Genomic DNA, 24864 nt, shown 5'->3' on the forward strand with positions numbered 1-24864 from the left:
CAAGTTGCAAAACGATATTCAAGAAGTATTGATCACCGAAGAGGAACTTCAGCAGAAAATTAAGGAGCTCGGTCGAACACTGAGCGAAGAATACGCAGGTCGTACCCCTTTAGTAATTTGTGTACTAAAAGGTGCGTTTATATTTATGGCAGATTTGGTTAAAGCCATTACAGTACCTGTTGAGATGGATTTCATGGCAGTGTCCAGCTATGGAGCATCCACCAAGTCCTCTGGAGTAGTCAAAATTATTAAGGATTTGGATGTATCGGTAGAAGGCCGCGATATCTTGATCGTTGAAGATATTATTGACAGTGGTCTTACACTCAGCTATTTAATTGAGTTGCTCCGCAACCGGAATGCTGCTACTATCTCTGTGGTTACCTTGTTTGATAAACCATCAGGCCGCACTGTTAATCTTGAAGCCAGCTACACAGGCTTCGTGTTACCTGACGAATTTGTAGTAGGCTACGGATTGGATTATGCCGAGCGGTATCGGAACCTCCCATATGTTGGAGTACTGAAACCTGAGATTTATTCCAATTGAACTAAGGACTGCCTCGATCATACGGATCGGATACCCACAACTTCCTTTATTTGAGGTGTCCCAAGAGGCTATGGTACAATAACTTGAGTGTTGTGAGAGGAGGTAGGGGATGAATCGGTTCATCCGGAATTCTGGTTTTTATTTGATTTTATTTTTAGTCGTGGTGGGTATTGTCCAGTTTGTGAGCAATGGAAATGAAGCCGCCGATTTCCCTAGATACGACGAGTTACGGCAGGAGATCAAGAACAACAATGTGAAGGATTTGACGGTTCAGTTTGAGGGTAATGCCTTTCTGGTCACAGGTGAGTATAGAGAGCTGCCTGCCGATACTAAATCGAAAAGCTTCTCCACATATATTCCTCCTACAGATGCCGCTATCAATGAACTGATTCAAGCCAGTGATGTTAATGGGATTGAATTAACTCAGAAGAAAATGGAAGGTACCAGCATTTGGCTGACATTCCTTTCTTCAATTATCCCACTGGTAATTATGTTCATCTTGTTCTTCTTCCTGTTTAACCAGGCGCAAGGTGGCGGCGGTAAAGTCATGAATTTCGGCAAGAGCAAGGCTCGGTTATATAATGAAGAGAAGAAGAAAATCAGCTTTGAGGATGTAGCAGGGGCGGACGAAGAGAAGCAAGAGCTTGTCGAAGTCGTTGAGTTCCTAAAAGATCCACGCAAATTTGCAGCTGTCGGCGCACGTATTCCTAAGGGCGTATTGCTTGTAGGTCCTCCGGGAACAGGTAAAACATTGCTTGCCCGTGCGGTAGCAGGTGAAGCTGGCGTTCCTTTCTTTAGTATTTCCGGTTCTGACTTTGTGGAAATGTTCGTGGGTGTCGGTGCTTCTCGGGTACGTGATTTGTTCGAGAATGCTAAGAAGAATGCTCCATGTATTATCTTCATTGATGAAATTGATGCTGTGGGTCGTCAGCGTGGCGCCGGTCTTGGTGGCGGACATGACGAGCGTGAACAGACGCTTAACCAATTGCTGGTTGAGATGGATGGATTCGGTGGTAACGAAGGCATTATTATTGTAGCGGCGACTAACCGCGCTGATATACTTGATCCGGCATTGCTTCGTCCAGGACGTTTTGACCGTCAAATTACGGTTGACCGTCCTGATGTGAAAGGCCGTGAAGCTGTACTTAAGGTTCACGCTCGTAACAAACCGCTTACGAAAGATGTAAGACTGGATGTTGTTGCTAAACGCACAACCGGATTCACAGGTGCTGATCTGGAGAATCTGCTGAATGAGGCAGCTTTGCTAGCTGCACGTCGTAACCGTAAAGATATTTCCATGATTGAAGTGGATGAAGCTATTGACCGTGTTATCGTAGGTACTGAGAAACGCAGCCGTGTGATCAGTGACCGCGAGAAACGTATTGTAGCTTATCATGAAGCAGGCCATACTATTGCAGGTTACTTCCTTGAGCACGCCGATATGGTGCATAAAGTTACTATTATCCCACGCGGACGTGCAGGCGGATATGTTATTATGCTTCCGAAGGAAGATCGGATGATCGTTACCAAGCAGGAGCTTTTGGATAAGGTTACTGGATTACTTGGTGGACGTGTTGCTGAAGAATTGTTTATTGGTGAGATCGGTACGGGTGCATACAGTGACTTCCAACAGGCTACGCGCATCGTGCGTGCCATGATTATGGAGTACGGTATGAGCGATAAGCTTGGACCTATGCAGTTCGGATCTTCTCAAGGTCAAGTATTCTTGGGTCGTGATATTGGGCATGAACAGAATTACAGTGACTCCATTGCTTATGAGATTGATCAGGAAATGCAGAACTTTATTACTTCGAGTTACGAACGTTGTAAAGATCTGTTGATCAAACACTCCAAAGAAATGCACTTGATTGCCAATACATTACTTGAGAAAGAAACACTTGAGCTTGATCAGATCACACAACTGATTGAACAAGGATTCCTTTCCGAGGATGGTAAACCAGAGGGTGGCGAAGGTGTTGCCCATGAAGTTGGCGAGCCTGTCATCGACAATATCGGTGATGTGCGAGTTCGCATTCAAGGCAAGCCTGAGGATGAACAGTCCACACTTCCTGACCTGTCGAAGGATATCCCGAATAACCCTGATTCTGAGGGTAATGACGGTTCCGGTGATGACAACAAAGGTGGGGGCACTAGCCTTACCTAATTGGGTCCACCATTCATATGATGTAAATTTATCCGGAGAACGTAACTGTTCTCCGGATTTTTTATTTTAATTTTTAAGGGATTCTATGCCTTAAAGCCTGTCCAGTTACATTGACAGAGGCTGGAACGTTGTGTACATTAGTGATTAATATTACTTACTATTTATATCAGCATGTTCATTTTTTCACCATGATGGCGCATGCCATTTGATAACATCATGTCGGCGAAAAGCCGCGAGGATTTAAGGGGGAGAACAATCGGTGGAAGCTCTGGCGCTTGAGCGCAAGCAGGAACAGAATCGAGAACTTCGTATACGTCTTGAACAGCTTAAAAAGGAACGAAACGCAATCATTTTAGCTCATTATTATCAACGTGATGAAATTCAGGAGGTTGCCGATTTCCGGGGCGACTCTTTTTTACTCGCTCAGAAGGCTGCAGAGACAGATGCAGAAGTTATTGTATTCTGCGGTGTTCATTTCATGGGGGAAAGTGCAAAAATTCTAGCCCCGAACAAAACCGTCCTTATTCCTGATGAACGTGCAGGCTGTCCAATGGCAGATATGGTCAATGTAGACGGTTTGCGTAAGCTAAAAGCTCAACATCCAAATGCTAAAGTAGTCACTTATATCAACTCGTCCGCCGAGATTAAAGCAGAAACCGATATTTGTTGTACCTCTGCTAATGCTGTGAAAGTAATCGAATCCCTTGACGCCGAAGAGATTATTTGGGTCCCAGATAAGAATCTTGGTCAATATGTACAAGATCAGACGGGCAAGAAGCTGATTATTTGGGAAGGCTATTGCAACACTCACGACATGTTGACCGTCAAAGATGTAGTAGAAATGAGAGCAAAATATCCAGATGCGGAATTTGTAGTTCATCCAGAGTGTCGTCCTGAAGTAGTCGCCATGGGTGACTATGTAGGCAGCACTACATCAATTCTGGAGTATTGCCGGAAATCGGATCGTAAGCAATTTATCGTTGGAACGGAAGATGGTACCGGATATCAGCTTCGTAAGGATAGTCCAGATAAAGAATTCCATTTTGCTACCAAATTTCTTGTTTGTCCTAATATGAAAGTTAATAATCTAAAAAAACTGGTGAAATGCCTGGAGACGATGAAGCCACAAATCTATGTACCGCCTGCTGTCGCCGACAAAGCCAGAACATCCCTAGAGCGCATGCTACAAGTCCGGTAGCATGCGCTACTCTTTCGTTGAAACAGGTGAAAAGCGGTCATGATTCCACAATATTTGGTTGATTTTGATCTTCGGGATATTCCTACGGTAAAGACAGATTGTATTGTTATTGGTTCAGGGATTGCCGGGTTATTCACAGCTATTAAAGCCAGTGAAGATCGGCGTGTCATAATGATCACAAAGAAATCAGTAATGGAAAGTAATACTCGCTATGCACAGGGGGGGATCGCAGCTGTTATAGCTGAGGATGATTCCCCTGCTTACCACCGGCAGGATACCTTAATGGCCGGAGCAGGTCTTTGCTCCTCAACAGCTGTCGATGCACTTGTTAATGAAGGGCCGGAAGGCGTTCATGAGTTAATTCGCTTAGGAACTCTGTTTGATAAGGAAGATGGGGTACTGGCTTTGACTCAGGAAGGTGCGCACAGCCATCGCCGTATTTTACATGCTAATGGGGATGCTACAGGTTATGAGATTGTTCGTGCATTGGCGGAACAGGTAGCCGAACATGAGAATATTGAGGTCTGGGATGATCATTATGTTATCGATCTCATCACTGAAGGTGGAGAATGTGTAGGCGCATTATTGCAACGGCCCGGTGGTGGAAGGTTGTTCCTGCAAGGGGATGCGACCATTCTGTGCTCTGGTGGAGCAGGACAATTATATCGATACACTACCAACCCAGAAGTAGCTACAGGAGATGGAGTAGCAATCGCCTATCGCGCTGGGGCTCATATACGAGATATGGAATTTATTCAATTTCATCCTACAGCACTTAGTTACCCGGGAGCTCCTAGATTTTTAATCTCCGAAGCTGTGCGTGGGGAAGGAGCAGTCTTGCGCAATATTAATGGAGAACGGTTCATGGAACGTTATCATGACCTGCTTGAGCTGGCTCCGCGGGATATTGTAGCACGAGCTATTGTAAGTGAAATGGAACATACTAAATCAACGTTCGTTTATTTGGATATTACACATGAATCTCCAGAGATGGTGAAGCATCGGTTTCCCACAATATATGAGACATGTATGGGCTATGGACTGGATATTACAAGTGATTGGATTCCAGTGGCTCCCGCTGCGCATTATATGATGGGGGGGATTAAGACCGATCTGAATGGAGAGAGCACCATCCCACGTCTGTTTGCTTGCGGAGAGGTTTCCTCCACAGGCCTGCATGGCGCTAACCGTTTAGCTAGTAATTCATTATCTGAGGCCATTGTATTCGGACAGCGTATTATTGATCGAATTCATGAGCTTTCCCCGCTGGACCGTGATGTTTTATCGGTTAACAGTAACGAGGGACGTGTAGATTCGCCAACTCAAGCTATTGTGGAACGTCGTTTGAAGCTACAGAAGGTAATGGTTCGATATGCCGGACTACGTCGTAACGAAGAGATGTTACTTAAAGGACTAGATGAATTAAAACGACAGCTGCCAATCTTTGGATCAGCATTGTCCAAACGTGAGGAATATGAATTTGCTAATATGCTGACCTGCTGTTTGCTTGTGACAGAGTCCGCTCTGGCACGGGAAGAGAGCCGTGGGGCGCATTACCGTGAGGATTATCCGCAGCGGGATGATGATCAGTGGCGTAAGCACCTGCTTCAAATTCGCGAACTGGGAATAGTGGAGGAATTAAGCGATGATGTTTAATGGTTACAATGAAGAACTAGTACAATCCATCAAGGCTTGGTTGCGGGAAGATGTTGGTTCCGGAGATGTAACCACGCAGATGACGATTCCAGTGGGCCATGAGTCCAAAGGGATTATTCATGCCAAGGAAGACGGTATAATTTGTGGCATTCCAATTGCAGAGCTGGTCTTTGAAATTGTGGATCCGGCACTTAGTTTTACAGCTCTTGTCGAAGAAGGCCAAGTTGTAACTAAAGGGACAGTAATTATTGAGGTTGAGGGCAGCACACATGCGATTCTAACAGGTGAGCGGCTTGCGCTTAACTTGATGCAGCGTCTTTCGGGTGTGGCATCACGTACAGCTTCTTTCGTGCAGGTGCTGGAGGGATTACCGACTCGTCTAGTGGACACACGTAAGACTACACCAGGTCACCGGATGCTAGAGAAATATGCTGTTCGTATTGGTGGAGGCTTTAATCACCGTTTTGGGTTATATGATGCAGTTATGATCAAGGATAATCATATCAAAGGCGCGGGTGGTATTCGGCAGGCTGTAGGTCGTGCCCGGAAGAACATCCCGCATACGATGAGCATCGAAGTGGAGACCGAGAATTTAGAGCAAGTCGAAGAGGCGCTGGCAGCAGGTGCTGATATTATAATGCTCGATAACATGTCTAACGATATGATGAAGCAAGCCGTGGCTAGGATTAAATCGAAAGCTCCGCATGTTAAGACAGAGGCTTCTGGCAATGTATCGTTAGAAACCTTACGCGGGATTGCTGAAACGGGTGTGGATGTGATTTCTGTCGGGCGCCTTACGTACTCCTTCTCCAGTCTGGATATCAGTCTAGACCTTAATGCCAAGAAGGAAGGGCCTTTGTCATGATGCTTGCTGTCGATATCGGTAATACCAATATTGTTCTCGGTGTATATAGAAAACGCGAATTGCTGCATCATTTTCGGCTAAGTACTGCGCGTCAATCGACCGTGGATGAATATGGAGTAATGATACACAATCTTTTTCACATGTCAGGTATATCTGTCAAAGACGTTGAAGGTGTAATTATATCTTCGGTTGTTCCGCCACTAGTTAAGACTATTGAGGATATGTGTATTAAATATATAGGCAAAGACCCATTGATTGTTGGACCAGGGATTAAGACGGGGCTTAACTTACGTTATGAGAATCCGCGTGAAATTGGCGCAGACCGGATTGTTAATGCAGTTGCTGCGATTGAACAATACAAATGTCCACTTGTCGTTGTTGATTTTGGTACGGCTACGACTTTTGATTGCATTGATGCAGGTGCTAATTATCTTGGTGGGGCGATTGTCCCCGGCCTAGGCATTTCAACAGAGGCATTATACCAGCGGGCATCTAAGCTGCCGCGAATTGAATTGGAGAAGCCTAAAAAGGTCATCGGACGTAATACGGTGCACGCGATGCAGGCCGGGATTATTTTTGGCTATGCGGGTCAGGTTGAGGGCATTGTTAAACGAATTAAAGTCGAGATGAACGCTCCCGAACTGAAGGTTATTTCGACCGGAGGCCTCGCCTCGCTAATTGCGGGTGAAACGGACTGTATCGATGAAGTAAATCCTATGTTAACGCTAGAAGGATTAAGAATTATTTACGATCGTAACCAATAAAGATAAAGAAGCCTAAAAGGCGAAGAGATAGGAGGGCTATGCACCCAATGGAAAAAAAGAAGGATCGACTAATCCGCGGCACGGCTCTTAATGGTAAAGTGAGAGCGTTTGCTGTCCGCACAACTGAATTGGTTGAAGAACTGAGACGCAGACACGATACGTATCCAACGGCTACAGCCGCAATGGGACGTACAGTTACCGCTGCAGCCATGATGGGCGCTATGCTCAAGGGTAGTGAGAAGCTGAGTATTATGGTTAAAGGGAATGGACCGATCGGACAAATCGTTGCAGAATCCAATGCGTTGGGAGAAGTGCGTGGTTATGTGCATAATCCTCACATTCATTTACCGAGCAATAGCATGGGGAAGCTGGATGTAGCTGGAGCGGTGGGAACTGAAGGGTTCATTGATGTTATAAAAGATTTAGGTATGAAAGAGCCATACCGCGGTAGTATTCCTATTATCTCGGGGGAGCTTGGCGATGATTTTACTTATTATTTTGCGGTTTCTGAGCAAACTCCAGCTGCGGTTGGCCTAGGTGTACTGGTAGATACCGATGAGTCAGTAATTGTGGCTGGAGGCTTTATTGTTCAGCTTCTTCCTGGTCTGACTGATGCGGAGATCACAGAGATTGAAAAAGCTGTAGGGGCAATGCCTTCAGTAACGGCGCTTCTCGATCAGGGGCTGGAGCCAGAAGAAATGCTGCGCTACCTGTTGCCGGATGCAGTGGTTATGGATGAACTGGATATTAACTTTGCTTGTCAGTGTTCGCGTGAGCGGGTAGAGCAGACATTGGTTAGCTTAGGGCGGGATGAACTGGAGAGATTAATTGCAGAAGATGAACAGGCTGAAGTCGTATGCCATTTTTGCAATGAGGCTTATGTTTTCAATAAGGACGATTTACAGGTCATTTTAGAACAAGCGAATTCGTAGGGCATTGGGATGATGACGAGACAGGAACGTGCACTTCGCAATACGGTTATTATTCTAGCTGTTGCAACTTTAATGCTCGGGGGTCTATTATTCTGGAGTTTACGCGCCATGGCCCTTCTTAAAGGAGATACAACAGACAATGAATCACCGGATGTAGCGACTGCAGGCGGACAACCGATAACGGATCAGCAGTGGATGGATGAGCTCAAAAGAAAGCATGGAGAAGAAGTGTTAATCAGTATGCTTAACCATATTGTCGTGAACATGGAAGCTAAGGCTTTAGGAATTACCGTGACAGACGATGAGGTTAAGCAGGAACTGGCACGCACTATAGTTGGGTACGAATCAGAAGCGCAATATTATGCTCAAATGCAATCTCAGCTCGGATTATCTCGTCAGGAAGTGTTCGCAGAGACAGCTTATCGTCTGTCCTTACAAGCGATAGCCACGGAGGGCATTACAATCAGTGATGCTGATATAGATGCTTATTTAGAGCAAAATGCCGAGCGCTTCATTCCAAAAAAGGAAATGCAGCTTTCTATGATCAAGGTTTCATCCTATGAGGAAGGTCAGCAGGTAATGGATCGCTTGGAACAGGGTGAGAATTTCGCTGATTTGGCTAGGGAAGTGTCTAATGATGATGAGAGTCGGCAGCACGGAGGCAGCTTAGGTAAAGTAGAGGAAGACGACCCTTTTTGGCCAGAGGGAATGTTAAAGACTGCCGCTGGATTGGATGTGGGTGATATAGCCGGTCCGATCGAGACAGGGGAAGACTTCGCCATTATCCGCTTGGAGAGTATTCACTCTCCAGAAATGCCGGATCAGAAAGAAATTCGGGCGCTTGTACGTCAAGAGCTGGCTTTGGAGCAAGCCCCTCCCTTGCAGCAGGTGGAAAGCGATTTACGCAATAAATATGAGGTGTCAATAAATATTGACAACAGCCTGCAAGATTGATAATATGATATTAACGTAAACCCTACCGTTTTAGTCGGAAATAACTGACGGTGGTCAACAATTTAAACTCCATACACAGAAGCATAAAGTCATAATTTACGTTCTTATATCGCATTTATCATTCTAAGGAGGTTTTTGCTCATGGCTAAAGTCGTTAACAACGTAACAGAATTGATCGGAGGTACTCCGCTCGTTCGTTTGAATCGTCTGGCACAGGAAGGCTCCGCAGATATTTATTTGAAATTGGAATATCAGAACCCGGGATCAAGCGTAAAAGACCGGATTGCAATCAGCATCGTGGAAGAAGCTGAGCGTGAAGGTCTACTGAAACCAGGAGGTACGATTGTAGAAGCTACTAGTGGTAACACTGGTATCGGCCTGGCACTTGTAGCTGCTGCTAAAGGTTATAAGGCAGTTATCGTAATGCCGGAAACAATGAGCTTGGAGCGCCGTAATCTCCTTCGCGCATATGGAGCGGAATTGGTGCTGACCCCAGGATCGGAAGGTATGAATGGTGCGGTTAAGAAAGCAGACGAAATTCTGAAAGAGAACCCAAGCTATTTCCCATCCGAGCAATTCAAGAATAAAGCGAACGTGAAGATTCACCGTGAGACTACTGGACCTGAAATCATTGACGCTATTGAATCCATCGGCGGTCCTTTGGATGCTTTTATTGCAGGTATCGGAACAGGCGGAACGATCACTGGTGCGGGTGAAGTGCTGAAAAGCCAATATCCTGATATTAAGATCTATGCTGTGGAGCCTGCTGCTTCCCCAATCTTGGCTGGAGGCAAACCAGGCCCTCACAAAATCCAGGGTATCGGAGCTAACTTCATCCCTGAGATTTTGAACCAAGATATCTATGATGAAATCATCCACGTTGAGAATGATGAAGCTTTCGAAACTGCACGTCGTGTAGCTAAAGAAGAAGGCGTCTTGTCTGGTATTTCTTCAGGTGCTGCTGTATTTGCCGCTCTTAAAGTAGCTAAAGATTTAGGCCCTGGCAAAAAAGTAGTAGTCATTATCCCAAGTAACGGCGAACGTTACCTGAGCACACCACTTTACAATTTCGAAGCGTAATTGTTTGCAATAACGTAAATCTATAAGAGTCTTCATACCACTTTTTTGGTGGTGATGGAGACTCTTTTCGTTGATTTAACAGGCATTAGGTACTGTGCATATATGGCAGGCTAGACGTGGTAATTTTATTATTGTTGAAAAAAGCTCTGGTTTTTGCAGAAAACGAAAAAATCATAATAATTTCCTATCGCTGAGGGCTTTTCAATCATGCCTTAAGTACAGTATACTGACAGGCAATATACTACTGACGATTTAAAATAATTAAAGTCTGGACAAAACTTAAGCAAATGCTTACGAAGCGAGTTCTATTACGAAGTGATTTCTACGAAGTAATGGCTTCATAAAACTAAGCAAATGCTTACGAAGCGAGTTTTATTGCGAAGTGATTTCTACGAAGTAATGGCTTCATAAAACTTTTAGGAGGATGGCTTTGGAAATCATAACAACCTGGAACGAGTGGGAACAATGGGCTGCTGAAGACTGGAGCATGTTTCCCTTGATTATAAAATCCCCCCGGTGCACCAACGAATTACCCGCGTCCTGGGAGCAAGCCTGGGAGTTAGCTTCCCAGTATTCTGTAGTTTTAGAAAGTGGTAAGGGTGGCCGTTATACGTACTTGGGCTTAAATCCTGTTTCGATATTGAAAGGCAAGGAGGATAACGCGGAAGTATTTAGCTTCCCTACTGAATCTTTGGAATCAGCATCAGTGGACGAGGAGAGGACACCTGAGGCAACAACACTGCATGGACAACCGCTGGAGCTACTGCAGCAATGGATGTCGGATTTTACGTCGCCTAAGTTAAAGGATGAAGATGTTCCTCCTTTCTCTGGTGGATGTATTGGATTCCTTGGTTATGATGTGGTTCGTTCTTTGGAACGATTGCCGTCTCTTGCCCAAGATGATCCTGGTTTTCCTGATTATCTTTTTATGAGGTTTGACGAGATATGGATTTATGATCACGAAGAGCATGTGCTGTATTGTGCTGTCCACGTTCCAGTTCCAGCAGACTGTGGGCTGGAGGATCTGCAAAATCTCTATCTTGGCAGTATAGAACAGGCTGGGCAAATGGTAGAGCAGTGGCAGCTGATATCTTCAGCTGCAGGATTGGATGATGAGGCTGTGGGCAGCATTGAGGCCCTTACAGTTTCATCAGGAGAGTGGCCGGGCATGGCTTCGGCTTTCTCGCCTGAGAAGTTTCAGCAAGCAGTGCTGGACGTTCAGGAATACATCCGCCAAGGCGATGTATTCCAAGTGAATCTCTCGCTGCGCCAGGAGGCGCAGCTGAAGTCCTCGCCGGAGGATGTTTACGAGTGGCTGCGCAAGCTCAACCCGTCCCCGTACATGGGGCTCTTGCGGTCGCCCGGCTTCGCGCTGTCCAGCGCCTCACCAGAGCTGCTCGTCAAGCTGCATGGGGACAAAGTGAGCGCCCGGCCCATCGCCGGCACCCGGCGCCGGGGACTCACTCCCGCGGAGGATGCCGCCATGGAGGCGGAGCTTCGCGGGAGCGAAAAAGAGATCGCCGAGCATATCATGCTTGTCGATCTGGAACGCAACGACATCGGACGTGTCGCTGCATACGGTTCCGTCAGCGTGCCGGAGCTGATGACGGTGGAGCGCTACTCTCATGTGATGCATCTCGTTTCGCAGGTAGAGGGCCAGATTGCGCCGGATAAAGACGCTTATGCGGTTATCGCAGCTTTATTCCCGGGGGGAACCATCACAGGGGCTCCCAAGGTAAGGACAATGGAGATTATCGAAGAACTGGAGCCGGTTCGACGTGGACCCTATACAGGTTCGATGGGTTTTATTGACTATAACGGCAATATGGAATTAAATATTATTATAAGAACGCTGGCTGTAAAAGACGGGGTCGGATATATTCAGACAGGTGCCGGCATAGTGATCGATTCCGATCCCTACCGTGAATACCGTGAATGCCATAATAAAGCCAAAGCGGTAGTGAAGGCAGTACTCTGTAGTGAACTGCAGCAGGAATTGCCAGCTACCAGCGAAGCCGAAGGGGGAGTAGCACTGTGATCTTGGTCATCGATAATTATGATTCCTTTACGTATAACCTCGTACAGTATTTAGGTGAGCTTGGGGAAGAGGTTAAAGTGCACCGCAATGATGAAATTACCATCGAAGAGATTGAAAAGCTGGCACCTGACCATATTCTAATTTCACCAGGCCCATGTACACCAAATGAAGCGGGAATTAGTCTGGAATTGTTGCATCATTTCAAGGGGATCATTCCGATCTTCGGCGTATGCCTTGGACATCAAGCGATTGGACAAGCATTTGGTGGCAATGTCATCCGTGCTGAGCGTTTGATGCATGGGAAGACATCGCCTATTTACCATAACGGGACCTCAGTTTTTGAAGGTCTGGAGTCTCCTTTTACAGCTACCCGATATCATTCACTGATTGTAGAGCGGGAGAGTCTCCCAGATTGCTTGGAGATTACGGCTGAGACTGAAGAAGGGGAGATTATGGCATTGCGCCATAAAGAATACCCTATTGAAGGTGTACAGTTCCACCCGGAATCTATTATTACGGATCATGGTCATACGATGCTGCGTAACTTCTTGAAACGGAGAGCCGGAGAAACGGCATGAAATATATAGGATTTAACAATGGTGTCATTGACGCCAGAGAAGCCGTGGTTTCTGCCTTGGATCACGGCTTTTTGTACGGCATTGGCTTGTTCGAAACCTTTCGGACCTATGGGGGAGTTCCCTTTTTGCTGGAGCGTCATTTGAAGCGTATGGCAGAGGGGTGCAAGGAACTGGGCATTCCATTTGAGGCAGAAGCGGCACATCTACTTGACTGGATTAAGCGCGTTATGGACAAAAATGAATTAAAAGAAGCTTATATACGCTATACCGTAACAGCCGGTGAGGATATTCTCGGATTACCTGCTGGTGATTATCAAAAGCCCAATCATTTGTTGTACATCAAAGCGCTGCCGAAAGTATCAGATAATCTTTACAGTGAAGGCAAAGAGCTGCAGCTGTTGTCCTTGCGGCGTAATACTCCTGAGGGAACTGTGCGATTCAAGTCGCTGCATTATATGAATAACATTCTGGCTAAGCGTGAGCTTAGAGGGTATGCTTCTGCGGCAAATGGTGCTGAAGGACTAATGCTGACGGCAGAAGAATTTATTGCGGAGGGCATTGTCAGCAACATCTTTTTTATTAAAAACAACAGGCTCTATACCCCAGATCTCACCACAGGCATTCTTCCGGGAATTACCCGGGAAATGGTGCTGGAGCTGGCTCTTAGTGTAGGCCTTAGTGTTGAAGAAGGAACATATCACTGGGAGCAGTTGAAAGCTGCTGATGAAGTGTTTCTTACCAATTCCGTACAAGAAATTGTTCCTGTTACCGGGGTGTGGCACGGAGATGCAAGATTTACTATAGGTACTGGCCAGTGTGGAACAATTACTGCTGGCTTGATTTCATTATATAGAGATAGGACGGCGATTGCGAAATGAGACCAGTCCTCTTTAAGCGGACATACCGTTGTGGAAATACAGACTTGGAGTTAGGAAATCGAACATTGATTATGGGCATCCTTAATGTTACCCCTGATTCTTTTTCAGATGGAGGACTTTGGGATCATCCGGACAAAGCCGTTGAGCATGCGCTGCGTATGGCTGCAGAGGGTGCTGATATTATTGATATCGGCGGTGAATCTACTCGTCCTGGTCATCAACCGGTGGGACTTGAAGAGGAGTTAGCCCGTGTATTGCCTGTGATCGAGAGTATTCATAAGGCGGCACCTCATCTTCCGTTATCCATCGATACCTATAAAGCTGAAGTAGCCCGCCAAGCTATGGCTGCGGGTGCCCATATCATTAATGATATATGGGGTTGTAAGGCTGATCCGGAAATGGCGGCAGTGGCCGCTGCTGCTGACTGTCCTATTATTTTGATGCATAACCGGCAGGACCGTAATTATACGAATCTGAGTGCGGATATGTCGGCTGACCTTAAGGAAAGTATTGATCTTGCGTTAGCCGCAGGTGTTAAGCCGGCCAATATCATATTGGATCCAGGTATCGGCTTTGCTAAAGATTATAATGAAAACCTGCAGGCAATGATGCTTTTAGACGGGTTGACTGAGTTAGGCTATCCGTTGTTACTGGCGACGTCCCGCAAAAAATTCATCCGCACGGTACTTGATTTGCCGTCTGATGATGTTGTGGAAGGCACCGCAGCTACAGTAGCTTTTGGTATTGCTCAGGGTTGCCAGATCGTCCGTGTACATGATGTATCTCTAATTAAACGAACGGTTAAGATGTGTGATGCGATGTTGTATGCTGCACCTCCAGTGGTGCGTGAATAGCTATATTTTACGAAAAAGGGCGGATTAATCATGGATAAAATGACAATGCATCGCATGGAATATTACGGATACCACGGTGTATTTGAGGAAGAGCGTAAGCTGGGACAACGTTTTTACATTGATTTAGAGCTTGAGCTTGATTTGCAGGGTGCGGGCTTGAATGATGATTTGAATCAAACTGTGAATTATGCTGAAGTTCATGAATTAGTCAAAAATATTGTCGAAATAAAGTCTTTTAAGTTGATTGAAGCTTTGGCAGAATATATTGCATCCTCCGTACTGGACACTTATACTGTTATCAATGCAGTAACGGTTAAGGTAACTAAACCTCATCCGCCTTTCGACATTCATTTTCAGGGAGTGACTGTAGAGCTGCGCAGAACTAGAAAGTGAGAACAAGGTCCATGAATATACATTCCACCTCTGAAGAATCAGAGGCTTATATTGCTTTAGGGGCTAATTTGGGTGACCGCGAGGGCACACTGTCAGAGGCTTTGAACAGACTGGACGCTCATGATGAAATATCGGTGGTCCGCTGCTCCAAAGTTTACGAGACAGAGCCAGTTGGTTATTTAGATCAGCCGCAGTTTCTCAATATGGCAGCAGCTTTGCGAACGACACTTGCGCCCGAGTCCTTGCTGGAAGTGATGTTGGGGATTGAAACGCAGTTGGGTCGTATCCGGGATATCCGCTATGGACCGAGAACGGTAGATTTGGATTTGTTGTGGGTTGAGGGTCAGATGCTCGATACACCACATTTAACGTTACCGCATCCACGCATGTTAGAGCGTGCTTTTGTATTGTTTCCGCTCAGTGACATCGTTCCACAGAATGAACAATCTTCCGGACTTCGCAAGCTGATTACAGCAGCGCTTCAAGACATAGACGGGAAGGAAGGAATTCGGTTGTGGACAACAAGCGTTTGGGACGGAGGGTCAGGGCATTCCGTAAGCTAAAAGGGTATACTCAACAGGATCTTGCGGATCTTGCCGGAATTTCCTTGGCTGTGCTTGGTGCAGTCGAGAGGGGTAACAGACGATTAGAAGATCAAATTTTAGATAAAATTGCGAATGTTCTAGGGGTTACAACAGAAGAGCTTGTGGATCCCAACTCATAATTTCCAAGAATTAAAAGGCAGGAAGTGATACGAATGCTGAAGATTGGCGATATTGAGATGAAAAATCAGGTTGTTCTGGCACCTATGGCTGGCGTGTGCAATCCGGCTTTTCGTCTGATCGCTAAGGAATTTGGTACAGGTCTGGTCTGTGCGGAAATGGTAAGCGATAAGGCCATTATTCACGGAAATACACGTACTCGCGAAATGTTGTTTGTAGATGAACGGGAGAAACCGCTTAGTTTGCAGATTTTTGGCGGGGATAGAGCATCACTGGTACAAGCAGCTAAAGTCGTTGATAAAGAAACCAATGCTGATATTATCGATATCAATATGGGATGCCCAGTGCCAAAAGTGACTAAATGTGATGCGGGAGCCCGCTGGCTTTTGAATCCCGACAAAATCTATGAAATGGTCTCTGCGGTTGTCGATGTTGTCGATAAACCGGTAACCGTGAAAATGCGGATTGGCTGGGATAGCGAGCATATTTTTGTCGAAGATAATGCGCGTGCGGTTGAACGTGCCGGGGGTAAGGCTGTCAGCGTACACGGTCGTACCCGCGAGCAGCTTTACACAGGCCATGCGGACTGGAACTACATCAAGATGGCAAAAGAAGCAGTTTCCATTCCCGTTATTGGCAACGGGGATGTTAATACACCTGAAGATGCTCGGGCTATGTTGGATCAGACTGGCTGCGATGGTGTAATGATCGGCCGTGGAGCACTCGGTAATCCTTGGATGTTGTATCGTACCATTCAATATTTGAGCACCGGCGAGCTTATGCCTGAACCTGGTTTGGATGAGAAGATTAAGGTTGCTATTCTTCATATGGATCGTCTGGTAGCTCTTAAGGGAGAAGCTGTAGCTGTCCGTGAGATGCGTAAGCATATGGCTTGGTATTTAAAAGGCTTGAAGGCTGCCGCTAGAGTGAAGGATGTCCTTATGACAGAAACAAAACGCGATGGAATGGTGAGGATATTGAATGATTTTGTCGTTCAATTAAAGCATGAAGAAGAGAGCAAGGGCATTGAAATGTCTTCTTCTGCTGTATAATCGCCTTTTTTCTGCTGATATTTGAACACATCTGACTTTATATGTGGTGTCATTGACATTTTGTAGCGGTTCCAATATAATTTCACAGTATAAAATCGCCGTTACAGTAAGAGCAATGCAGCAGGGAGGGTTCTTATCCTTCTAGATTAGCATATAGTATGGTGTTTTCAATAATTGTATACGACAGGAGAATCGGTTGAGATGAGCGATAAAGAAGTCATCCTTACGCCGGACGGGCTAAAACGTCTGGAAGATGAGCTGGAGACCCTCAAATCCGTAAAACGCCGTGAGGTTGCTGAACGGATTAAGGTAGCGATTGGCTACGGAGATATCAGTGAGAACTCGGAGTATGAAGACGCGAAGAATGAGCAAGCTTTTATCGAAGGACGCGTTCTCACTTTGGAGAAGATGCTTCGCAACGCGCGTATCATCAATAGCGACGAGATCGTTACTGACGTAGTAAGTATTGGTGTTACTGTAAGTGTCGAGGATTTGGAATATGGGGACACTATGGAGTATACGATCGTAGGTACAGCAGAATCTGATCCACTGAATAACAAGATTTCCAACGAAAGTCCGGTAGGCAAAGCTATTATCGGAAAAAAAATAGGTACGGTAGTTGATGTTTCTACACCTGCAGGAGTTATTCAATATAAAATTCTCGATATCAGAATGAAGTAATATACAGACCTTAATGTCTGTAAATAGATGTGCTGCCATATGTATTAGTCACTTCACTGTACATAGGTAGATAAGGGAACATGTTTGGGAAAGCTTCCTTAGGGAAGCTTTTTTCAAATCATCCAGAAACGATAGGTAAAACAAACTGCTTATATTTTGAGCTGGAACGGGACTGTCCTCTAACTATGGAGACGGAGCCGTTTCTTCTTGTGTATATGATATTACTGAGTTATAAGGGGATGAATCGCATGACCGAGGAAATGAACAATGTGGACAATGCAGAGAACGAACTTAGTGAGCTTTTGCAGATCCGCCGTGCCAAACTGGACGAGCTAAGAGGACTTGGTATTGATCCTTTTGGCAAAAAATACGAGCGCACAGCTAACGCTGGCGATATCGTAGCTAAGTATGATGGACTTTCCAAAGAGGAATTGGACGAGCTTTCTGTTGAAGTGAGCATTGCTGGGCGTATTATGGCAAAACGCGTTATGGGTAAAGCCAGCTTTGCGCATATCCAGGACCTTAGCGGAAGAATTCAGCTTTATGTTCGTCAAGACAGCATTCCTGAAACTCAATACACGGCGTTTAATGTTCTCGATCTGGGAGATATTATCGGCGTTCGTGGAACAGTATTCAAAACCAAAACAGGCGAGACCTCCATCAAAGTGCATAATCTCGAAGTCTTGTCCAAATCCCTGCTGCCACTTCCTGAAAAATATCATGGTCTTAAAGATGTAGAACTGCGTTATCGCCAGCGCTATGTTGATTTGATTATTAATCCGGAAGTTCAACAGACCTTTATTGCCCGTTCAAGAATTATTCAATCGATGCGTCGTTATTTGGATTCACTTGGTTATCTTGAAGTTGAAACACCTACACTTCATACGATCGCCGGTGGAGCAGCTGCGCGTCCATTTATTACTTACCACAACACACTTGAAATGCAGCTGTATATGCGGATTGCTATCGAGCTTCACTTGAAACGCCTTATCGTTGGCGGTTTGGAAAAAGTGTACGAAATCGGTCGTGTCTACCGTAACGAGGGAATGTCGACTCGTCATAATCCAGAGTTCACTATGATTGAGTTGTACGAAGCATATGCCGACTACAAGGACATCATGAATCTCACGGAGAATATGATTGCACATATTGCCCAAGAGGTATTAGGTACACAACTGCTGGATTACCAAGGCAAAGAGGTAAATCTGTCTCCAGGATGGCGTCGTGTAACTATGGTTGATGCTGTTAAAGAAGTAACCGGTGTTGATTTCAGCGTTCACATGACAGATGACGAAGCACAAGCTTTGGCAAAAGAACATCGTGTGCCTGTTGAGAAACATATGACGTTCGGTCATATCCTTAACGCTTTCTTCGAGCAATTTGTAGAGGAAACTCTAATTCAGCCAACCTTTGTAATGGGACACCCTGTTGAGATTTCACCACTTGCGAAGAAAAACGATGAGGATCCACGCTTTACCGATCGTTTTGAGCTGTTTATTGTGGGTCGTGAGCACGCTAATGCATTTAGTGAATTGAATGATCCGATTGACCAACGTCAACGCTTTGAGGCACAGATCCAGGAGAAAGAGCAAGGTAATGACGAAGCTCATGAGATGGACGATGATTTCATCCGCGCCCTGGAATATGGTATGCCACCTACTGGCGGACTGGGAATCGGCGTAGACCGTTTGATCATGCTGCTTACCAATTCTGCATCGATTCGCGATGTATTGCTGTTTCCACATATGCGTAACCGTACTGAATAGTATCTATAGAACACAGGGCTTAAGGGAGCTGTCTAAGGGCAGTTCTCTCAGCTACTGTTGATTAGAAGCGGTGCTTTCACTTCATTGCTCCTATAGAATGTAGAGATTTAATATTAGTTTCAAAAAAACTCTTGCAATGCATCTCCATACATGATATATTCTAAGTCCGGCCAATAAGTACACATGCCGAGCTCGAAAAAGAAGTTAAAAAAGAGCTTGACATTAAATAGCCGAACATGATATAGTATAAGAGTTGCTGCTGAGACATTAAACGGCGCCAACGAGAACTTGATCTTTGAAAACTGAACAACGAGTGAGTAGGAAATCACGTAAGTGAAATCCAAAATTAGAGAATTAATTTTCTCGTCAGATGTTTCAAAATGAGCATATCGCTCTTTTCAATACTAATTGGAGAGTTTGATCCTGGCTCAGGACGAACGCTGGCGGCGTGCCTAATACATGCAAGTCGAGCGGAGTTGTTTTGAAAGCTTGCTTTCAAAACAACTCAGCGGCGGACGGGTGAGTAACACGTAGGCAACCTGCCCTTCAGACTGGGATAACTACCGGAAACGGTAGCTAATACCGGATAATTTCTTTTTTCTCCTGAGAGAAGAATGAAAGACGGAGCAATCTGTCACTGAGGGATGGGCCTGCGGCGCATTAGCTAGTTGGTGGGGTAACGGCCCACCAAGGCGACGATGCGTAGCCGACCTGAGAGGGTGAACGGCCACACTGGGACTGAGACACGGCCCAGACTCCTACGGGAGGCAGCAGTAGGGAATCTTCCGCAATGGGCGAAAGCCTGACGGAGCAACGCCGCGTGAGTGATGAAGGTTTTCGGATCGTAAAGCTCTGTTGCCAGGGAAGAACGTCCGGTAGAGTAACTGTTACCGGAGTGACGGTACCTGAGAAGAAAGCCCCGGCTAACTACGTGCCAGCAGCCGCGGTAATACGTAGGGGGCAAGCGTTGTCCGGAATTATTGGGCGTAAAGCGCGCGCAGGCGGCTATTTAAGTCTGGTGTTTAAACCTTGGGCTCAACCTGAGGTCGCACTGGAAACTGGGTGGCTTGAGTACAGAAGAGGAAAGTGGAATTCCACGTGTAGCGGTGAAATGCGTAGATATGTGGAGGAACACCAGTGGCGAAGGCGACTTTCTGGGCTGTAACTGACGCTGAGGCGCGAAAGCGTGGGGAGCAAACAGGATTAGATACCCTGGTAGTCCACGCCGTAAACGATGAGTGCTAGGTGTTAGGGGTTTCGATACCCTTGGTGCCGAAGTTAACACAGTAAGCACTCCGCCTGGGGAGTACGGTCGCAAGACTGAAACTCAAAGGAATTGACGGGGACCCGCACAAGCAGTGGAGTATGTGGTTTAATTCGAAGCAACGCGAAGAACCTTACCAGGTCTTGACATCCCTCTGAATCTGCTAGAGATAGCAGCGGCCTTCGGGACAGAGGAGACAGGTGGTGCATGGTTGTCGTCAGCTCGTGTCGTGAGATGTTGGGTTAAGTCCCGCAACGAGCGCAACCCTTAACTTTAGTTGCCAGCAGGTAATGCTGGGCACTCTAGAGTGACTGCCGGTGACAAACCGGAGGAAGGTGGGGATGACGTCAAATCATCATGCCCCTTATGACCTGGGCTACACACGTACTACAATGGCCGGTACAACGGGAAGCGAAGCCGCGAGGTGGAGCCAATCCCATCAAAGCCGGTCTCAGTTCGGATTGCAGGCTGCAACTCGCCTGCATGAAGTCGGAATTGCTAGTAATCGCGGATCAGCATGCCGCGGTGAATACGTTCCCGGGTCTTGTACACACCGCCCGTCACACCACGAGAGTTTACAACACCCGAAGTCGGTGGGGTAACCCGCAAGGGAGCCAGCCGCCGAAGGTGGGGTAGATGATTGGGGTGAAGTCGTAACAAGGTAGCCGTATCGGAAGGTGCGGCTGGATCACCTCCTTTCTATGGAGAATCGTTCTCTGCAATGAGAACATTCAAATCGGAAGCTAAGCTTCCAAAACTCAGGTTTAGGCCTGTTACTCACTCGTTGCTCAGTTTTGAGAGTTTAAGCTCTCAAGTAAGACTTGATCCTTGAAAACTGGATACCGAAACGAATTTGCGTTTTAGAACATCTTTTAGCAACTTGTGTAAACAAGTAAATGTTATTAGTGAGATTTTTCTTCGGAAGAATCAAGGTTAAGCTAATAAGAGCACACGGAGGATGCCTAGGCGCCAGGAGCCGACGAAGGACGTGGCGAACAACGAAACTGCCTCGGGGAGCTGTAAGCAAGCTTTGATCCGGGGGTGTCCGAATGGGGAAACCCAGCTGTGGTAATTCGCAGTTACTCATTTCTGAATACATAGGAAATGTAGAGGCAGACCAGGGGAACTGAAACATCTAAGTACCCTGAGGAAGAGAAAACAATAGTGATTCCGTCAGTAGCGGCGAGCGAACGCGGAACAGCCTAAACCTAAGAGCTTGCTCTTAGGGGTTGTGGGACGTCTCACATGGAGTTACAAAGGAATATGGTAGGCGAAGAGGTCTGGAAAGGCCCGCGATAGAGGTAAAAGCCCTGTAACCTAAACTGTATTCTCTCCGAGACGGATCCCGAGTAGTGCGGGGCACGTGAAACCCCGTATGAATCCAGCAGGACCATCTGCTAAGGCTAAATACTACCTGGCGACCGATAGTGAAACAGTACCGTGAGGGAAAGGTGAAAAGCACCCCGGAAGGGGAGTGAAATAGAACCTGAAACCGTGTGCTTACAAAAAGTCAGAGCCCTATTAATGGGTGATGGCGTGCCTTTTGTAGAATGAACCGGCGAGTTACGTTTAACATGCAAGGTTAAGCCGAGAAGGTGGAGCCGCAGCGAAAGCGAGTCTGAATAGGGCGAATTAGTATGTGGACGTAGACCCGAAACCGTGTGATCTACCCCTGTCCAGGGTGAAGGTGCGGTAACACGCACTGGAGGCCCGAACCCACGTACGTTGAAAAGTGCGGGGATGAGGTGGGGGTAGCGGAGAAATTCCAATCGAACTCGGAGATAGCTGGTTCTCCCCGAAATAGCTTTAGGGCTAGCCTCGGTATAAGAGTAGTGGAGGTAGAGCACTGATTGGGTGCGGGGTCCGCAAGGATTACCAAGCTCAGTCAAACTCCGAATGCCATATACTTATTGCCGGGAGTCAGACAGTGAGTGCTAAGATCCATTGTCAAAAGGGAAACAGCCCAGACCATCAGCTAAGGTCCCCAAGTGTGTGTTAAGTGGGAAAGGATGTGGAGTTGCACAGACAACCAGGATGTTGGCTTAGAAGCAGCCACCATTGAAAGAGTGCGTAATAGCTCACTGGTCGAGTGACTCTGCGCCGAAAATGTAACGGGGCTAAACACACCACCGAAGCTATGGCTAGATACGTATGTATCTGGGGTAGGGGAGCGTTGTGTAGGGGTTGAAGGTGTACTGAAAAGAGCGCTGGACACTACACAAGTGAGAATGCCGGTATGAGTAACGAAAAGATCAGTGAGAATCTGATCCGCCGAAAGCCCAAGGTTTCCTGAGGAAGGCTCGTCCGCTCAGGGTAAGTCGGGACCTAAGGCGAGGCCGAAAGGCGTAGTCGAAGGACAACAGTTTGAAATTACTGTACCACCGTAATCCGCTATGAGCGATGGGGTGACGCAGGAGGGTAGTGACGCGGACTGATGGATGTCCGTCTAAGCAGTGAGGCTGATGTGTAGGCAAATCCGCACATCGATAAGGCTGGGCTGTGATGGGGAGCGAAAATTATAGTAGCGAAGGTCATGATCTCACACTGCCAAGAAAAGCCTCTAGCCAGGAGAAGGTGCCCGTACCGCAAACCGACACAGGTAGGCGAGAAGAGAATTCTAAGGCGCGCGGAAGAACTCTCGTTAAGGAACTCGGCAAAATGACCCCGTAACTTCGGGAGAAGGGGTGCCCCGGTAGTGTGAATAGCACGAGGGGGCCGCAGTGAAAAGGCCCAAGCGACTGTTTAGCAAAAACACAGGTCTGTGCGAAGCCGCAAGGCGAAGTATACGGGCTGACGCCTGCCCGGTGCTGGAAGGTTAAGGGGAGTGGTTAGGGGTAACCCGAAGCTATGAACCGAAGCCCCAGTAAACGGCGGCCGTAACTATAACGGTCCTAAGGTAGCGAAATTCCTTGTCAGGTAAATTCTGACCCGCACGAATGGCGTAACGACTTGGGCGCTGTCTCAACGAGAGATCCGGTGAAATTTTAATACCTGTGAAGATGCAGGTTACCCGCGACAAGACGGAAAGACCCCATGGAGCTTTACTGCAGCTTGATATTGAATTTGGGTACGATCTGTACAGGATAGGTGGGAGCCGTAGAAATCGGAGCGCAAGCTTCGGTGGAGGCGCCGTTGGGATACCACCCTGATCGTATCTAGGTTCTAACCTAGTGCCCTTACCGGGTACGGGGACCGTGTCAGGCGGGCAGTTTGACTGGGGCGGTCGCCTCCTAAAGAGTAACGGAGGCGTTCCAAGGTTCCCTCAGAATGGTTGGAAATCATTCGCAGAGTGCAAAGGCATAAGGGAGCTTGACTGCGAGACCTACAAGTCGAGCAGGGACGAAAGTCGGACTTAGTGATCCGGTGGTACCGCATGGAAGGGCCATCGCTCAACGGATAAAAGCTACCCTGGGGATAACAGGCTTATCTCCCCCAAGAGTCCACATCGACGGGGAGGTTTGGCACCTCGATGTCGGCTCATCGCATCCTGGGGCTGAAGTAGGTCCCAAGGGTTGGGCTGTTCGCCCATTAAAGCGGTACGCGAGCTGGGTTCAGAACGTCGTGAGACAGTTCGGTCCCTATCTGTCGTGGGCGCAGGAAATTTGAGAGGAGCTGTCCTTAGTACGAGAGGACCGGGATGGACGTACCGCTGGTGCACCAGTTGTTCCGCCAGGAGCATGGCTGGGTAGCTACGTACGGACGGGATAAGCGCTGAAAGCATCTAAGCGTGAAGCCCCCTCAAGATGAGATTTCCCAATTAGTAAGACCCCTTGAAGACGACGAGGTAGATAGGTTGGAGGTGGAAGTGCAGCAATGCATGGAGCTGACCAATACTAATCGGTCGAGGGCTTATCCTATACGTAGAATGCAGATTCGTTTCGGATTCAGTTTTCAGGCATCAAGCCTGTAACACGCTTAGAAATTCATTGTCACTTCAGGTGATGAACCGAATTTCACGCGGCAGCGTCTGTTTCACAGACGCATGTTTGGTGGCGATAGCGGAGGGGTTCCACGCGTACCCATCCCGAACACGACCGTTAAGCCCTCCAGCGCCGATGGTACTTGGACCGAAGGGTCCTGGGAGAGTAGGACGTTGCCAAGCACGCAAGACCACTGTTGAGTAATCGACAGTGGTCTTTTTGTTATGTAAATAGAGAATTCATTGGGCTATATTTTGAGATACTAAGATGGAGATAAGCGTGGTTTAAAAGGTGAACAGAGGCAAACTGTAAATTTTTAACACACTAAATTGTCCTCTCAGCACGGACTAACGTCCAATAATTCGCTTACTCGGCGGCCGTTTTTTGAATACCTACTCTGATGATGTAATGTTCTTGACAGTCCAAATGCCCTTTGCTAAGATGGCAATAATATATTTTTGGATAAGCATCTCAAACCTTAATTGAAGATCTACACTTGTTCAGCCCCCAGATGTACAGAATTGTCTGTCGTGAATGGACTGGAGTCAAAGGTTCTTCTTT

Annotated in this window: 19 protein-coding genes and 3 rRNA genes; all 22 read left to right on the forward strand. The window is 46.8% G+C overall.

The window, feature by feature from the left end; genetic code table 11:
• Positions 1 to 4: 4 nt before the first annotated feature.
• On the forward strand, positions 5 to 544 hold the full coding sequence (gene hpt / locus MHI25_RS00335; RefSeq protein WP_036678757.1) for a hypoxanthine phosphoribosyltransferase: 540 nt from the start codon (positions 5 to 7) through the stop codon (positions 542 to 544).
• A gap of 109 nt (positions 545 to 653) precedes the next feature.
• On the forward strand, positions 654 to 2708 hold the full coding sequence (gene ftsH, locus MHI25_RS00340; RefSeq protein WP_036678755.1) for an ATP-dependent zinc metalloprotease FtsH: 2055 nt from the start codon (positions 654 to 656) through the stop codon (positions 2706 to 2708).
• 259 nt (positions 2709 to 2967) lie between these two features.
• Positions 2968 to 3906 (forward strand): quinolinate synthase NadA, encoded by a 939-nt coding sequence (gene nadA, locus MHI25_RS00345; RefSeq protein ID WP_036678753.1) that lies wholly within the window; start codon positions 2968 to 2970, stop codon positions 3904 to 3906.
• Positions 3907 to 3945: 39 nt separating this feature from the next.
• Positions 3946 to 5562 (forward strand): L-aspartate oxidase, encoded by a 1617-nt coding sequence (nadB, locus tag MHI25_RS00350; RefSeq protein ID WP_076130078.1) that lies wholly within the window; start codon positions 3946 to 3948, stop codon positions 5560 to 5562.
• Positions 5552 to 6427, forward strand: a complete 876-nt coding sequence (gene nadC / locus MHI25_RS00355; protein WP_340394793.1) for a carboxylating nicotinate-nucleotide diphosphorylase — start codon at positions 5552 to 5554, stop codon at positions 6425 to 6427. The genes nadB and nadC overlap by 11 nt, the downstream gene beginning before the upstream one ends.
• The gene (locus MHI25_RS00360) at positions 6424 to 7191 is read left to right on the forward strand and encodes a type III pantothenate kinase (RefSeq protein ID WP_036678745.1); all 768 of its coding nucleotides are present in this window, start codon (positions 6424 to 6426) and stop codon (positions 7189 to 7191) included. Before nadC ends, MHI25_RS00360 begins: the two co-directional genes overlap by 4 nt.
• A 47-nt stretch (positions 7192 to 7238) precedes the next feature.
• Positions 7239 to 8123 carry an Hsp33 family molecular chaperone HslO gene (gene hslO, locus MHI25_RS00365; protein WP_036678742.1) on the forward strand — a complete coding sequence of 295 codons (885 nt, stop codon included), beginning with the start codon at positions 7239 to 7241 and terminating at the stop codon, positions 8121 to 8123.
• A 9-nt stretch (positions 8124 to 8132) separates the two neighbouring features.
• Positions 8133 to 9077, forward strand: coding sequence for a peptidylprolyl isomerase (locus MHI25_RS00370; protein WP_339170690.1), 945 nt, complete (start codon positions 8133 to 8135; stop codon positions 9075 to 9077).
• Between the two features lie 141 nt (positions 9078 to 9218).
• Positions 9219 to 10157: a cysteine synthase A gene (gene cysK, locus MHI25_RS00375; RefSeq protein ID WP_036678737.1), complete on the forward strand. Its 939-nt coding sequence runs from the start codon at positions 9219 to 9221 to the stop codon at positions 10155 to 10157.
• A gap of 424 nt (positions 10158 to 10581) precedes the next feature.
• Positions 10582 to 12195, forward strand: a complete 1614-nt coding sequence (locus MHI25_RS00380; RefSeq protein ID WP_339170692.1) for an anthranilate synthase component I family protein — start codon at positions 10582 to 10584, stop codon at positions 12193 to 12195.
• Positions 12192 to 12773, forward strand: coding sequence for an aminodeoxychorismate/anthranilate synthase component II (gene pabA / locus MHI25_RS00385; protein ID WP_036678733.1), 582 nt, complete (start codon positions 12192 to 12194; stop codon positions 12771 to 12773). Before MHI25_RS00380 ends, pabA begins: the two co-directional genes overlap by 4 nt.
• The gene (locus tag MHI25_RS00390) at positions 12770 to 13651 is read left to right on the forward strand and encodes an aminotransferase class IV (RefSeq protein WP_339281540.1); all 882 of its coding nucleotides are present in this window, start codon (positions 12770 to 12772) and stop codon (positions 13649 to 13651) included. The genes pabA and MHI25_RS00390 overlap by 4 nt, the downstream gene beginning before the upstream one ends.
• The gene (gene folP / locus MHI25_RS00395; RefSeq protein WP_076186830.1) at positions 13648 to 14505 is read left to right on the forward strand and encodes a dihydropteroate synthase; all 858 of its coding nucleotides are present in this window, start codon (positions 13648 to 13650) and stop codon (positions 14503 to 14505) included. Before MHI25_RS00390 ends, folP begins: the two co-directional genes overlap by 4 nt.
• Before the next feature lie 30 nt (positions 14506 to 14535).
• The gene (gene folB, locus MHI25_RS00400) at positions 14536 to 14898 is read left to right on the forward strand and encodes a dihydroneopterin aldolase (RefSeq protein WP_076138480.1); all 363 of its coding nucleotides are present in this window, start codon (positions 14536 to 14538) and stop codon (positions 14896 to 14898) included.
• Between the two features lie 11 nt (positions 14899 to 14909).
• Entirely contained in the window at positions 14910 to 15461 is a 552-nt protein-coding gene (gene folK, locus MHI25_RS00405; protein WP_076186832.1) for a 2-amino-4-hydroxy-6-hydroxymethyldihydropteridine diphosphokinase, read from the forward strand.
• Positions 15413 to 15622 carry a helix-turn-helix transcriptional regulator gene (locus MHI25_RS00410; RefSeq protein ID WP_076099929.1) on the forward strand — a complete coding sequence of 70 codons (210 nt, stop codon included), beginning with the start codon at positions 15413 to 15415 and terminating at the stop codon, positions 15620 to 15622. Before folK ends, MHI25_RS00410 begins: the two co-directional genes overlap by 49 nt.
• Before the next feature lie 33 nt (positions 15623 to 15655).
• Positions 15656 to 16672: a tRNA dihydrouridine synthase DusB gene (dusB, locus tag MHI25_RS00415; RefSeq protein ID WP_076130084.1), complete on the forward strand. Its 1017-nt coding sequence runs from the start codon at positions 15656 to 15658 to the stop codon at positions 16670 to 16672.
• Between the two features lie 201 nt (positions 16673 to 16873).
• Complete coding sequence (gene greA / locus MHI25_RS00420) at positions 16874 to 17353, forward strand: transcription elongation factor GreA (RefSeq protein WP_036678719.1); 480 nt, start codon at positions 16874 to 16876, stop codon at positions 17351 to 17353.
• Between the two features lie 248 nt (positions 17354 to 17601).
• On the forward strand, positions 17602 to 19119 hold the full coding sequence (gene lysS, locus MHI25_RS00425; protein ID WP_076277918.1) for a lysine--tRNA ligase: 1518 nt from the start codon (positions 17602 to 17604) through the stop codon (positions 19117 to 19119).
• A gap of 405 nt (positions 19120 to 19524) precedes the next feature.
• Positions 19525 to 21082 (forward strand): 16S ribosomal RNA (locus MHI25_RS00430).
• Positions 21083 to 21314: 232 nt separating this feature from the next.
• Positions 21315 to 24240, forward strand: a 23S ribosomal RNA gene (locus MHI25_RS00435).
• Positions 24241 to 24368: 128 nt separating this feature from the next.
• A 5S ribosomal RNA gene (rrf, locus tag MHI25_RS00440) occupies positions 24369 to 24485 on the forward strand.
• The 16S, 23S and 5S rRNA genes sit together here, the layout of an rRNA operon.
• Positions 24486 to 24864: the final 379 nt, after the last annotated feature.

The sequence above is a fragment of the Paenibacillus sp. FSL E2-0177 genome (assembly GCF_037992975.1).
Lineage (GTDB): Bacteria > Bacillota > Bacilli > Paenibacillales > Paenibacillaceae > Paenibacillus_AQ > Paenibacillus_AQ odorifer.